This window comes from Mycobacterium sp. NAZ190054 (assembly GCF_001545925.1).
GTDB lineage: Bacteria > Actinomycetota > Actinomycetes > Mycobacteriales > Mycobacteriaceae > Mycobacterium.
The window spans coordinates 1-13,591 of sequence record NZ_LMVQ01000290.1 but is presented as its reverse complement, the minus strand read 5'-3'; the positions used below and the strand labels follow the sequence as shown (position 1 = coordinate 13,591).

The following is a 13,591-nucleotide window of genomic DNA, read 5'->3' as shown; positions in this document are numbered from 1 at the left end:
CCTCAGTGCCGAAAAGACGTACCGATAATTCAATTGGTCTTGCAAACGTATGACGATTGAGGCACTCTATGTGACGTCACACACACCGATAGGCGGAGGGCATGGCCATACCGATCGTCGTCATGGGGGTTTCCGGATCCGGGAAATCGACCGTCGGCGCCGCGCTGGCGCAGCGGTTGCGGGTCCCGTTCGCCGACGCCGACGACTTCCATCCGCCGGCGAACATCGAGAAGATGTCGGCCGGTCATCCGCTCGACGACGCGGATCGGCACCCCTGGCTCGAATCGATCGGCGAGTGGCTGGCCCAGCACCGGGACGGCGGGGTGATGAGCTGCTCGGCGCTCAAACGCGCGTACCGGGACCAGTTGCGACGGCACTGCGCGGACATCGAGTTCCTCCACCTGGAGGGGTCTGTCGAGACCATCGGGAGACGACAAGCCAGCAGGCCCGGACATTTCATGCCGGCCACGCTGCTGAGGTCCCAGTTTCAGACCCTGGAACCCCTCGAACCCGACGAGCGCGGCGTCGTCATCGACGTCGACCAGAGCATCGACGCGATCGTCGAAAGTTACATCAGCACAACAAATCCCAGCTAGCCGAGGAGGACCGGTGATTCAAGGCATGCAAGTCACTGTGAGGAGGGGGCGTCGTGGAGGCGATTGATCCGGCACACGGAACCGGCACGCTGCTGCTGATCGCCGCGGGCGCGGTCGCGCTGCTGTTGTTCCTGATCATCAAGGTGAAACTGCACGCGTTCATCGCGCTGGTGCTGGTGAGCCTCCTGACGGCATTGGCCGCCGGGATACCGGTGGCCGACGTCCCGAGCGCACTGACCTTCGGGTTCTCCAACACGCTCGGCTCGGTGGCGCTGCTCGTCGGATTCGGTGTCATGATCGGCCGCCTGCTCGAGATCACCGGTGGCGCACAGGTTCTCGCCGACACCCTGATCGGCCGGTTCGGCGAGAAACGCGCGCCGTTCGCGCTCGGTGTGGCGGCGCTGCTGTTCGGTTTCCCGATCTTCTTCGACGCCGGGCTCGTCGTCTTCCTCCCGATCATCCTGACGGTGGCACGCCGCTTCGGCGGATCGGTCCTGTTGTACGCGTTCCCGGCCGCCGGAGCCTTCGCGGCCATGCACGCGTTGGTCCCGCCGCATCCGGGTCCGGTGGCGGCGGCCGAACTGCTCGGTGCCAACATCGGTCTCACCCTGATCGTCGGCGTCCCGGTGGCCGTCGTGTCCTGGTACGTCGGCGCTTTCCTGGTATCCCAGATCATCGGCAGGCGAGTGCATGTCGACATTCCCACTTCGTTGTTCGGTGAGATCAACGGCGGCCGCGACATCGACGACGACACCGTGGGCACCTCGGCGCCCGGCGGCGCGACGACAACCACCCGCACGGCTCCGGCGTTCATGACGGTCCTCGGTGTGTTGCTGCTGCCCTTCGTGTTGATCTCGTTCAACACCGTGCTCGACACCCTGATGACCGCCGGCGTGATCGAGGAGGGCGCCACCTGGGCGGAGTACCTGAAACTGCTCGGCAACACCCCGGTCGCGCTGCTGATCACGGTGATCGTGGCGACGCTGGTGCTGGGTCTGCGCGGCCGGTCGATGGCGCGTGTCAGCGACATCCTCGACAACGCCCTCGGTCCGATCTGCGCGATCATCCTCATCACCGGCGCCGGCGGGATGTTCGGCGGAGTGCTGCGGCTGAGCGGTATCGGCGCCGCGCTGAGCGGCTCGCTGTCGAATCTCGGTTTCTCGCTGATCCTGCAGGCGTTCGTGATCTCCACGCTGCTTCGCGTCGCGCAGGGGTCGGCCACCGTCGCGTTGACGACGACCGCCGGCCTGCTCGGCGCCGCCGTCGCCGGGGCCGACCTGGGCAGCCTCCAACTCACGGCGCTGGTGATGGCGATCGCGGCGGGTGCGACGGTGCTGTCACACGTCAACGACTCCGGGTTCTGGTTGGTCAGCCGGTTCTTCGGCATGGACGTCAAGACCACCCTGAAGACGTGGACGGTGCTGGAGACGACTCTGGGACTCAGCGCCTTCGCGATCAGCCTCGGGTTGTGGGCACTGGGCTGACCGGCAGCGCAACGGCTTTCCCACTCTCACTATATGGCGGGGGTGGGGGCTTGCGGCAAGGCCCCGAACGTCGTGCACAATCGCCCGGCCACTGAAAGTGCAGGGAGGATTTCATGACGGGCTTGACGGATACGCCGGAACGTTTCCTGGTGCACGAGTCGGGGGCCTACTTCCATGGCACGAAGGCCGACCTCCGCGTAGGGGATCTGCTGGTGCCCGGCCGTCCGTCGAACTACGAAGCGGGGCGCATCTCGAACCACGTCTACATGACGAAGGTGTTGGACAATGCGGTGCTGGCCGCCGAGATGGCCCTCGGGCCCGGCCGCGGCCGCGTGTACACCGTGGAACCGCAGGGCGCGGTTGAGGACGACCCGAATGTGACGGACAAGAAGCTGCCGGGCAACCCGACCCACTCGTACCGCAGCCGGGATCCGGTGAAGATCGTCGGGGAGATCACCGACTGGGTGGGTCATCCGCCCGAGCAGCTTCAGGCGTTCCGCGACGGGCTGGACGAGTTGCGCCGCAAGGGGCTGGCCGTGATCTACGACTGAGGGCCGCGCGACCGGTACCTCGCGGAGTGGACGGCGCTTCTCGCCACCCGCATCGAATCGCTGTCCCGATGAACTAGCGTCGCTGAGGTGACGTCGTCACGTCCCAGCCTGACCCGGCTCTGCGCCGTCGGAACCGTCGTGGCCACCCTGGCCGCGGCCACCGCATGCGCTCGTCACGCGCCCCAGCCGCCCACCGCGAGCGCACCCACATCCACGGCCGCGCCGGCGCCAGCTGTCATCCCCGAAGTGACTCCCACCGGCGATTTCTCACCGGTCTCCCGGCTCATCGAGGACGCGATCGCGGCGCGGCGGCTGCCCGGGGCCGTGGTGCAGGTCGGACACGCCGGCAAGATCGTGTTCCGGCAGGCCTTCGGCTCCCGCAAGCTCGCCGGTGAACCCGGACCGGACGGCGCGCCCGCCCCCGCCGAGCCGATGACCGAGGACACCCTCTTCGACCTCGCGTCGCTGACCAAGAACATCGCGACCACGACCGCCGTCATGCAGCTCCACGAGCAAGGCAAGGTGCGGTTCGACGAACCGGTGCAGACGTACCTGCCCGCCTTCAACCCGACCGGTGATCCGCGCCGCGCGCAGGTGACGCTGCGCATGCTACTCACCCATACCTCGGGCATCGCGGGAGATCTGAGCCTGGACGGTCCGTGGGGATTGGCCGAGGCCGACAAAGCAGAGGGCATCCGCCGAGCGCTCGCCGCCTGGGTGGTGTTCGAGCCCGGGGAACTCTTCCACTACTCCGACATCAATTTCATCATCCTGGGCGCGCTGCTGGAGAAGATCACCGGCGAACCCGAAGACGTCTATGTCCGCGCCAAGGTGTTCGCACCCCTCGGCATGTCTGACACCCGCTACCTTCCCGCAGCCAAAGCCTGTGGGCCGCACCAGATCCGGGGCACCGCGATCGCCCCGGATGTGCACGGTCCGGAGGTGAGCCGTTGTCCGGCGGGGACGTGGAGCACCGACCTGCTGGGGCGCATCGCGCCGACGGCGCTCGACGAGGACACTCCGCACCTCAACCCCGACTACGGCCACCCGCTCCGCGGGACCGTGCACGACCCGACGGCACGTCGCATGGGTGGGGTGTCCGGCAGCGCCGGGGTTTTCACCACCGTGCACGACATGGGCTTGTACGCGCAGGGTCTGCTCGACCGCCTCGCCGGCCGCCCGAGTGCTTTTCCGCTGACGCAGGCGAGCGTGGAGACGATGACGACTCCGCAGCAGCCCGGGCACCACGCCGGTCAGATCGAGGCGGCGAATGCCACCGAAATAGTCTCCCGCACAACAGATTCTCTGCTTGCTCCGCATTATCCGGCCATACCGGGCCAGGACCTGCGCGGCTTTGGCTGGGATATCGACAGCGCCCACTCAAGACCGCGCGGCGCGCGCTTCCCCGTCGGCAGCTTCGGCCACACCGGCTTCACCGGGGTGACCGTGTGGCTCGATCCCGGATCGGACACCTACGTGATCGTCCTCGCAAACGTGATCCATCAGCGCGGCGGTCCCCCGATCGCGACACTGAGCGGCGAAGTGGCCACCGAAGCGGCGCGTGCGCTGCATCTCTACGGCAGTTAGACGGACGTCACGCGACGCGGATGCGGGGAAATGTCGGTCCGGCCGTCTAACATTCCTGCGGCACCCCTCCCAGCCCGACGGAAAGCAATCAGTAGTGAGTTACACCGCCGCCGACATCACCGAGCTCGACGATGTCCAGCACACACGCCTGCGGCCGGCGGTGAACCTGGGCCTCGACGTGCTCAACACCGCATTGCGCGAGCTGATCGACAACGCGGTCGAAGAGGTCGCCGATCCCGCTCACGGCGGGTCATGCGTGACCATCACCCTGCACGCCGACGGTTCGGTCAGCGTCGCCGACGACGGCCGTGGCCTGCCCGTCGACACCGACCCCACGACCGGCAAGAACGGCATCGTCAAGACGCTCGGCACCGCCCGGGCGGGCGGCAAGTTCTCCGCGCACGCCGACGCGGCCGGCACGGGCGCCGGGCTGAACGGGATCGGCGCCGCGGCCGCGGTCTTCATCTCCGCCCGCACCGACGTCACCGTCCGCCGCGGCGGCAAGACCTACCTGCAGAGCTTCGGCCGCGGCTACCCGGGCGTCTTCGAGGGCAAGGACTTCGACCCGGACGCCCCGTTCACCCGGGCCGACACGCAGAAGCTGCGCGGCACCGGCAACCGCAAGCCCGACGCGCACGGCACCACGGTCCGCATCCTGTTCGACCCGGCCGTCGTGCCGGACTCCACCGTGGACATCGGCGAGGTGCTGCTGCGCGCCCACGCCGCGGCGCGGATGTCCCCCGGCGTGCAGCTGATCGTCGTCGACGAGGGCTGGCCCGGCGACGAGGTTCCGCCGGCGCTGCTCGAGCCGTTCAACGGACCGTGGGGTACCGACACCCTGCTCGACCTCATGTGCACCGCCGCCGGCACACCGGCGCCCGATGTGCGGGCGGTCGTAGAGGGCCGCGGCGAGTACACCACCGGCCGCGGGCCGACCCCGTTCCGCTGGTCGCTGACCGCGGGGCCGGCCGAACCCGCGACGGTCGCCGCGTTCTGCAACACCGTGCGCACCCCCGGCGGCGGATCACACCTGACCGCCGCGGTGAAGGGCCTGTCCGAGGCGTTGGCCGACCGTGCCTCCCGGATCCGGGACCTCGGCCTGGCCAAAGGCGAAGAAGGCCCGGAGCCGCAGGATTTTGCGGCTGTCACCGCGCTGGCCGTGGATACCCGCGCACCGGACGTGGCGTGGGACTCCCAGGCCAAGACCGCGGTGTCCTCGCGCTCGCTGAACATGGCGATGGCCCCCGATGTGGCCCGCAGCGTCACCATCTGGGCGGCCAACCCCGCGAACGCCGACACCGTGTCGCTGTGGACCAAGCTGGCGTTGGAGTCCGCGCGGGCGCGGCGCAGCGCCGAGGGGGCGAAGGCCCGGTCCCGGGCGGCGTCCAAGGCCAAGGGCCTGGGCACCAACCTGTCGCTACCGCCGAAGCTGCTGCCCAGCAGGGAGACCGGACGCGGGTCCGGTGCGGAACTGTTCCTCTGCGAGGGCGATTCGGCGCTCGGCACCATCAAGGCCGCGCGGGACGCCACGTTCCAGGCCGCGTTCCCGCTGAAAGGCAAGCCGCCCAACGTCTACGGGTTCGCGCTGAGCAAGGCGCGGGGCAAAGACGAGTTCGACGCGATCGAACGCATCCTGGGCTGCGGGGTGCGGGACCACTGCGACCCGGAGCTGTGCCGTTACGACCGGATCCTGTTCGCGTCGGACGCCGACCCCGACGGCGGCAACATCAACTCCAGCCTGATCTCGATGTTCCTGGACTTCTACCGCCCGCTCGTCGAGGCGGGGATGGTGTACGTGACACTGCCGCCGCTGTTCGTCGTGAAATGCGGCGACGAGCGCATCTACTGCCAGGACGAGTCCGAGCGCGACGCCGCCGTGGCCCAGTTGAAGGCCACCTCGAAACGCAAGGTCGAGGTGCAGCGCAACAAGGGTCTCGGTGAGATGGACGCCGACGACTTCTGGAACACCGTGCTGGATCCGCAGCGGCGCACGGTGATCCGGCTGCATCCCGACGACAGCGAGAAGAAGCTGCACCACACGCTGTTCGGCGGGCCGCCCGAGGGCCGGCGCACGTGGATGGCCGACGTGGCCGCCCGTGTCGACACCCTGGCGCTGGACCTGGACTGAGGAAAGTACTGTGACCGCCACCCTGGACGTTCCCGAACAGAACCCCGACCTGGTGCTCGACCAGAGCGCCGACGACTACTGGAACCACTACCAGCTGACCTTCGCGCTCTACAGCGTCAGCGACCGCGCCATCCCGTCCGCGTTCGACGGCCTCAAGCCCGGCCAGCGCCGGCTGCTCTACCAGATGCACGATTCACGACTGCTGCCCGGCAACAAACCGCAGAAGTCCTCGAAGGTCTGCTCGGCAGTGACCGGCAACCTGCATCCGCACGGCGGTGCGTCGATGTACGGCGCCGCGGCGCTGATGGCCGCCGAGTTCCAGCGCGTGAAGGTCATCGACGGGCAGGGCGCGTTCCCGCGCATCCAGGGCGACATCCCGGCGGCCGACCGCTACACCGAGATGCGGTTGTCGGCGCCGGGTGCGGCACTGACCGCCGAACTCGACGACCACGCGGTGCCGATGGTCCCGACGTTCGACGGCGAGTGGACCGAGCCGACGGTGCTGCCGGCCCGGTGGCCGGTGCTGCTGTGCAACGGCGCGGTCGGCATCGCCGAGGGGTGGGCCACCAAGGTGCCGGCCCACAACCCCCGCGAGGTGATGGCGGCCTGCCGGGCGCTGCTGAAGACCCCGAACATGACCGACGACCGGTTGGTCAAGCTGATCCCCGGGCCCGACTGGGGATCCGGCGCTTCGGTGGTCGGCACGGCGGGACTGCGCGAGTACATCACCACCGGCCGGGGCCATTTCACCGTGCGCGGCACAGTGTCCGTCGACGGCAAGAACTGCATCATCACCGAGCTGCCGCCCGGTGTCGCGAGTAACACTGTGCAGGAACGCATCCGGGCGCTGGTCGAGTCCGGTGAGATGTCCGGGGTGGCGGACATGTCGGACCTGACCGACCGCCGCAACGGGCTGCGCATCGTGGTCACCGCCAAGCGTGGGCACAGTGCCGAGCAGATCCGGGAGCAGCTGCTGGCGCTGACGCCGCTGGAGTCGACGTTCGCCGCCAGCCTGGTCGCTCTCGACGAGAACCGGGTGCCGCGGTGGTGGTCGGTGCGCGAGCTGATCACCGCGTTCCTGTCGCTGCGGGATTCGGTGGTGATGCACCGCAGCGAGTACCGGCTGGAGAAGGTGACCGCGCGCCGTCACCTGGTGGCCGGCCTGATGACCATCCACCTGGACATCGACGCCGCGGTCGCGGTGATCCGCGGCTCCGACACCGTCGACGAGGCCCGGCAAGGTCTGCAGGAGCGGTTCGGGATCGACGCGGTGCAGGCCGATTACGTTCTGGCGCTGCAGCTTCGCCGGCTCACCAAGCTCGACGTCATCGAGCTGCGGGCCGAAGCGGAGAAACTGGACGCCGAGTTCGCCGAGCTGACCGAGCTGGTGGCCAACCCCGACGCGCGCCGGAAGGTGATCGACCAGGAGCTCGTCGAGACCGCAAAACTGTTCAAGGGCCCGGAGTTCGACCGGCGAACGGTGCTGGACTACGACGCCACCCCCGTGTCGTCGGGCTCCAACGAGGACGGGCCGCGCGAGCGCAAGGTCAACACGGCCTGGCGCCTCGACGACCGCGGGGTCTTCTCCGACAGCCACGGGGAGCTGCTCACCTCCGGTCTGGGCTGGGCGGTGTGGAGCGACGGCCGGATCAAGTTCACCACCGGCGGCGGGTTGCCGTACAAGATCCGCGACATCCCCGTCGCGCCCGACATCACCGGGCTGGTGCAGTCCGGGGTGCTGCCGGCCGGCTACCACCTGGCGCTGGTGACGCGGCGCGGCAAGATCCTGCGTCTCGACCCCGCGGCGGTGAACCCGCAGGGCGTGGCCGGCAACGGGGTGGCCGGGGTCAAGCTGGCCGGCGACGGTGACGAGATGATCGCCGCGCTGCCGGTGTCCTGCGCCAACGGCGAGGCGATCCTGTCGGTGGCCGAAAAGAGTTGGAAGGTCACCGAAGTCGCCGACGTCCCGGTCAAGGGCCGCGGCGGCGCCGGGGTGGGGTTCCATCCGTTCGTCAAGGGTGAGGACGCGCTGCTGGCGGCGTCGATCTCGGCCACCGGGTATGTCCGCGGCAAGAGGGCGGTGCGGGCCGAGAACCGGGCGAAGGCCGCGATCAAGGGCTCGGGCGTGGACGTGACGCCCGCCGGCTGATCGGCCTCAGCGACCCGGGCTCCGTCACGCCGGGTTGAGCTGTGCGGCGAGATACGGTGCCGTCCGACTCGCAGTGTCGGCGGCGACCGCAGCCGGTGTGCCGGCCGCCACGACGGTGCCGCCGTCGTCACCGCCGCCGGGTCCGAGGTCGATGACGTGATCCGCCCTCGCCACCACCGACATGTCGTGCTCGGCCACCACGACGGTGTTGCCGGCGTCGACGAGCCGGTGCAGTTGACGTTCCAGCAACTCGACGTCGGCCGGATGCAGACCCGTGGTGGGCTCGTCGAGCACGTAGAGCGTGTGACCACGTTTGGCGCGCTGCAACTCGGTGGCCAACTTGATACGTTGCGCCTCGCCTCCGGACAGTTCGGTCGCCGGTTGCCCCAACCGCAGGTACCCGAGCCCGACCTCACGCAGAGTCGTCAAACTCCGTGCCGCACTGGGCAGATCAGCCAGGAAGTCGGCGGCCTCCTCGACGGTCTGGGCCAGCACGTCGGCAATGGTGCGGTCGCGGTAGGTGACCTCGAGGGTCTCGTCGGAGTAGCGGGCCCCGCCGCACGCCGGGCAGGTGGCATAGGTGCCCGGCAGGAACAACAATTCGACGGCCACGAAACCCTCGCCCTGGCAGGTGTCGCAGCGGCCTTCGGCGCCGTTGAACGAGAAACGGCCCGCACTCCAGCCGCGCCGGCGCGCTTCGGCGGTGTCGGCGAACGCTTTCCGGACGGCGTCGAACAGCCCGGTGTAGGTCGCCAGGTTCGACCGCGGGGTGCGTCCGATCGGCCGCTGATCCACGGTGACGAGGCGATCGATCATCTCGGCGCCGTCGACGGTCACTCCCACACTGGAATCGGTGTCGATGTCGAGGAGTTCGGCATCACTGTCGGCTGCGTCCTCGGCAGGTTCGACGGATCTGCCCAGCTGTCTGGCCATCACGTCGCCGAGCACCTTGCAGACCAGCGTCGACTTCCCCGACCCGGACACCCCGGTGACGGCCACGAACGCACCGAGAGGGATGTCCACGTCCACCTCGTGCAGGTTGTGGAAAGTGATGCCGCGCAGCCGCATAATCCCTGCCGGTGTGCGCACCGCGCGGCGGTCGGGTGGCCCGTCGGCGAACAGGTAGCGCCGGGTCACCGAGGAGTCGACGTCCGCGAGACCGGCCACCGGGCCGCTGTAGAGCACATCGCCGCCGAGTTCACCGGCGCCGGGCCCCACGTCGACGATCCAGTCGGCGCGGCGCACCACGTCCATGTCGTGCTCGACCACGAACAACGAGTTGCCGGCCCGCCGAAGCCGGTCCAGCACCTCGAGCAGTGGTTCGGCGTCGGCCGGATGCAGGCCCGCCGACGGCTCGTCCAGCACGTAGAGGACGCCGAACAACCCGGCCCGCAGCTGGGTCGCCAACCGAAGGCGCTGCAGTTCCCCCGGCGACACCGTCGGCGTGCGGCGGTGCAGGCTCAGGTAACCGAGCCCCAGGTCGACCAGCACACCGATCCGGGCCACCAGATCTGCGGCGATCATCGTTGCCACTTCGGTGAATTCACCGGATTCGGTGGATTCGTAGGCGGCGGCGAACTCCGTGCGGGTCGCCGCCGGCGCCAGCACCTCGGCCAGCGCCGTCAACGGCAGGGCTACCAGGTCGCCGATGGTACGGCCGGCGAACGTCACCGCGAGCGCTTCGGGCCGCAGCCCGGAGCCGTCGCACACCGGGCAGTCGGCGCTGTGCACGTACTGCAGCACCCTGCGGCGCATCGCCGCGCTCTGCGAGTTGGCCAGCGTGTGCCGGACGTGCCGCTCGGCGCTGGAGAAGGTGCCGTTGTAGTAGTACTCCGCGGTGACCGGATGCCGGCCCGGATCGATCTCCACGGTGGGCTGCTCCTCGGTGAACAGGATCCAATCCCGGTGCCGCTTGGGCAGTTTGCGCCACGGCTTGTCGATGTCGTAGCCGAGCGTGATGAGGATGTCGCGCAGGTTCTGGCCCTGCCAGGCTCCGGGCCAGGCCGCCACCGCGCCCTCGCGGATGGTCAGCGACGGGTCGGGCACCAGCGTCTGCTCGGTCACCTCGTGGATACGGCCCAGACCGTGGCACTGTGGGCACGCACCGATCGTGGTGTTCGGCGAGAACGCATCGGAGTCCAGCCGCTCGGTGGCTGCGGGCGGATACGTTCCGGCGCGGGAGAACAGCATGCGCAGCAGGTTCGACAGCGTGGTGACGGTACCGACCGTGGACCGCGAGGTCGCGGTACCGCGGCGCTGCTGCAGCGCGACCGCCGGTGGCAGCCCGGTGATGTCGTCGACCTTCGGGGCGTCCTGCGGCAGCAGCAGTCGGCGGGCATACGGCGCCACCGATTCGAAGTAGCGGCGCTGCGCCTCGGCGTAGACGGTGCCGAACGCCAGCGAGGACTTTCCGGATCCGGACACCCCGGTGAACACCACGAACGAGTCGCGCGGGGCGGCGACGTCCACTGTCTTGAGGTTGTGCACGCGGGATGCGTGGACGCGGATGTACGGATCCGGTTCGTACGTCTCGGTGCTGGTGCCGCCGTCCATCCGACCCATTCTGTACGACCGGCACGCCCACTCCAGTACCTTGGTCGAAACCCTCGAATCGCCGGCCACGCCCGAATCCACGCCGACACCCCCGTGTGCACCAGGAGCGTCCGCACGTGAGCGGCCAGACCGGAACCATCTACGTGTCGCGGCGTCTCACCGACCGCGCCGCGGGGCCGCACTCGATGTCTTCGAGGGCGAACCCGACGTCAACCCGGCTCTGCTGGATGCGCCGGGGCTCGTGCTGACTCCGCATACCGCCAGCGCCGGTGAGGCCACCCGGGACACCATGGGCATCCTCGACATCGACAATGCGGCCGCGGTACTCGCCGGGAGACCACCGCTGACCCCGGTGCGATGAAGCCCGTTCACGGCGATTGACCTGCGGAGGCGACTCAGCGGCTGCGCTGCCGGCCTGCGATTAGGCTGGATACCCGTTGGGTACAGCGTAGACCCGGCAACCGGTTGAAGATCTGCTCGAAGGAGACTCATGCGTCAACGACGGCTGCTGCATCGGGCGACGACGGGAACCGCGATCGTCTGTGCGGCACTTCTCGTCAACGGCTGTGAGGCGCAGGTCTGGGGTACACCGCCGGCCGCCGAGCACACCCCGCAGGCAACCGTCACCGCCCAGCAGGCCCCACCTCCGGCGCTGCCCGCGGCCCCACCCGACCAGCCGGCGGAGTCGTTCGCCGGACTCGACGCCCGCGTCCAGCAGGCCACCGCCGACGCCGCCGCGTCCGGTGCCGACATCCAAGCCGCGGTGCTGGACCGCACCACCGGTCAGATCGCGTCCAGCGGGGCCGACACCCCCTTCCCGATCGCGTCGGTGGTGAAACTGTTCATCGCCGACGATCTGCTGCTGCAGGAATCGCAGGGCGAGACGCAACTGTCCGCCGCCGACCGCGACGCCCTCGATGTCATGCTGCGCTCCTCCGATGACAGTGCGGCCCAGACATTTTGGGACCGGATCGGCCAGAGCGCCGTCATCGCGCGTATCGTGGCCCGGTACGGGTTGACCGGAACCACGGCACCGTACAACGGAAAGTGGGACGTCACGCAGAGCACCGCCGGCGATCTCGTCCGCTACTACGCGAAGCTGTTGGACGGCACCGGGGGGCTGCCACCCGACCAGGCCGACGTCATCCTCGGCGATCTCGCGCAGTCCACACCCACGGGGACCGACGGGTACCCGCAGCGGTTCGGCATCCCCGACGGGCTCGACGGCGAGCCGGTCGCGGTCAAGCAGGGCTGGTTCTGCTGCTGGAACGGCGGCAACCAGTTGCACGTGTCCACCGGCGTGATCGGGCCCGACCGCCGGTACGTGATGGCGATCAGCTCACTGGACCCCACCGACGCCGCCACCGCCCGCGAGAACATCACCCGGGCCGTCAGGACGATGTTCCCCGGCGGCAGGATCTAGCCGCCGCGGCTCCGAATCGCTGCCGTATCAACAGCATTGCCTGCCAGTCCAATTCGGGAGATGTTCAGCGGGTGGGCACCTCTCCGGGTGGGTACCCCCAAGCCCATGGCAGAGAAGAAGCCCCGCAGCGAGAATCCCGACACGTCGAACGAACCCGATCCGGTGGTCATCTTCGCCCCGCTGCCCGTCCTCACCGTCACGATCGAGAACCGTTCGGGTGCGGCCGACATCCACGTCCACGCCGGTGGCCAAGGTGTCTGGCAGTCGCGCATGATGTCCTCCCTCGGTGTGCCGGTCGTGTTGTGCTCGGCGCTGGGCGGTGAGACGGGCGACGTCCTCGGGCACCTGCTGCCCGTCCGCGACGTCACCGTGCGCACCGTGCCGGTCAGCGCACGCAACGGCTCGTACGTCCACGACCGCCGTACGGGCAGCCGCGAGGTCGTCGCCGAGGCCGCAGGCACCCCGCTGGACCGGCACGAACTCGACTCCCTCTACGAGCTCACCCTCACCGAGGGACTGACCCACGGCCGGGTACTGCTGTCCGGGCCGCAGGAGGACGACGTGGTGCCCGCTGACCTCTACCGGCGGCTGTCCACCGACCTGGGCGCCAACGGCTGCAAGGTGGCCGCCGACCTCTCCGGCGGGCGGCTCGAAGCGGTACTCGCCGGCAAACCCGCCCTGATCAAGGTCAGCCACGAAGAACTCCTCGACGACGGCCGGGCGAAGTCCGAGGACCCCGAGGATCTGGTCGCGGCCATGCGCTCCATGCGTGACGACGGTGCCGGCACGATCGTGGTGTCGCGGTCCGGGTCCGCGCCGGCCCTGGCCCTGCTGGACGAGCGCGACCCCGACGGCGGCGGGACACGCGGCGGTGACGTCGTCGAGATCTGCATGCCGACGCTGGAGCCGGCCGATCCGGCCGGCGCCGGCGACTCCATGACCGCCGGCATCGTCTCCGCGTTGGCGAGCGGTCGCCCGCTGCGCCGGGCGTTGCAGTTCGGCCGCCCGGTGGGCAGGTTCCAGTCGGTGCAGAACCTGATCGCCGACATCGCGGCCGAGGTCGCCCTGGCGGGCAGCGCCGTGGACGCGGCCGTGGTGGACGCTGTCGAGACCGAACTGG

The 13,591-nt window shown here is 69.3% G+C and carries 9 protein-coding genes; 8 read left to right on the top strand and 1 reads right to left on the bottom strand.

The window, feature by feature from the left end:
* Positions 1-101: 101 nt before the first annotated feature.
* The 6 genes from ASJ79_RS19180 to ASJ79_RS19155 all read left to right on the top strand — a co-directional run bounded on the left by ASJ79_RS19180 (position 102) and on the right by ASJ79_RS19155 (position 8,495).
* The gene (locus tag ASJ79_RS19180) at positions 102-596 is read left to right on the top strand and encodes a gluconokinase (RefSeq protein ID WP_067958558.1); all 495 of its coding nucleotides are present in this window, start codon (positions 102-104) and stop codon (positions 594-596) included.
* A gap of 53 nt (positions 597-649) precedes the next feature.
* Positions 650-2,080, top strand: coding sequence for a GntP family permease (locus tag ASJ79_RS19175; protein ID WP_067958556.1), 1,431 nt, complete (start codon positions 650-652; stop codon positions 2,078-2,080).
* Between the two features lie 113 nt (positions 2,081-2,193).
* The gene (gene arr / locus ASJ79_RS19170; RefSeq protein WP_197420279.1) at positions 2,194-2,631 is read left to right on the top strand and encodes an NAD(+)--rifampin ADP-ribosyltransferase; all 438 of its coding nucleotides are present in this window, start codon (positions 2,194-2,196) and stop codon (positions 2,629-2,631) included.
* An 87-nt stretch (positions 2,632-2,718) separates the two neighbouring features.
* Positions 2,719-4,218: a serine hydrolase gene (locus ASJ79_RS19165; RefSeq protein ID WP_082753932.1), complete on the top strand. Its 1,500-nt coding sequence runs from the start codon at positions 2,719-2,721 to the stop codon at positions 4,216-4,218.
* Between the two features lie 94 nt (positions 4,219-4,312).
* Complete coding sequence (locus ASJ79_RS19160) at positions 4,313-6,346, top strand: toprim domain-containing protein (RefSeq protein ID WP_067958553.1); 2,034 nt, start codon at positions 4,313-4,315, stop codon at positions 6,344-6,346.
* A 10-nt stretch (positions 6,347-6,356) separates the two neighbouring features.
* Positions 6,357-8,495 (top strand): DNA gyrase subunit A, encoded by a 2,139-nt coding sequence (locus ASJ79_RS19155; protein ID WP_067958551.1) that lies wholly within the window; start codon positions 6,357-6,359, stop codon positions 8,493-8,495.
* A 24-nt stretch (positions 8,496-8,519) separates the two neighbouring features.
* Here the strand turns inward: ASJ79_RS19155 and ASJ79_RS19150 are convergent, their stop codons facing one another.
* Positions 8,520-11,048 (bottom strand): excinuclease ABC subunit UvrA, encoded by a 2,529-nt coding sequence (locus tag ASJ79_RS19150; RefSeq protein ID WP_067958549.1) that lies wholly within the window; start codon positions 11,046-11,048, stop codon positions 8,520-8,522.
* A 490-nt stretch (positions 11,049-11,538) separates the two neighbouring features.
* Between ASJ79_RS19150 and ASJ79_RS19140 the strand changes: the two genes are divergently transcribed.
* Complete coding sequence (locus ASJ79_RS19140; protein ID WP_067958544.1) at positions 11,539-12,471, top strand: serine hydrolase; 933 nt, start codon at positions 11,539-11,541, stop codon at positions 12,469-12,471.
* Positions 12,472-12,576: 105 nt separating this feature from the next.
* The coding region (locus ASJ79_RS19135; protein WP_156448527.1) for a PfkB family carbohydrate kinase at positions 12,577-13,591 on the top strand (1,015 nt) is incomplete at its 3' end.

What these genes read in the sequence shown, in the direction of transcription:
- arr (WP_197420279.1), top strand. Translation starts at nt 2,194, where the DNA reads ATGACGGGCTTGACGGATACGCCGGAACGTTTCCTGGTGCACGAGTCG.
- ASJ79_RS19150 (WP_067958549.1), bottom strand. Translation starts at nt 11,048, where the DNA reads ATGGACGGCGGCACCAGCACCGAGACGTACGAACCGGATCCGTACATC.
- ASJ79_RS19140 (WP_067958544.1), top strand. Translation starts at nt 11,539, where the DNA reads ATGCGTCAACGACGGCTGCTGCATCGGGCGACGACGGGAACCGCGATC.
- ASJ79_RS19180 (WP_067958558.1), top strand. Translation starts at nt 102, where the DNA reads ATGGCCATACCGATCGTCGTCATGGGGGTTTCCGGATCCGGGAAATCG.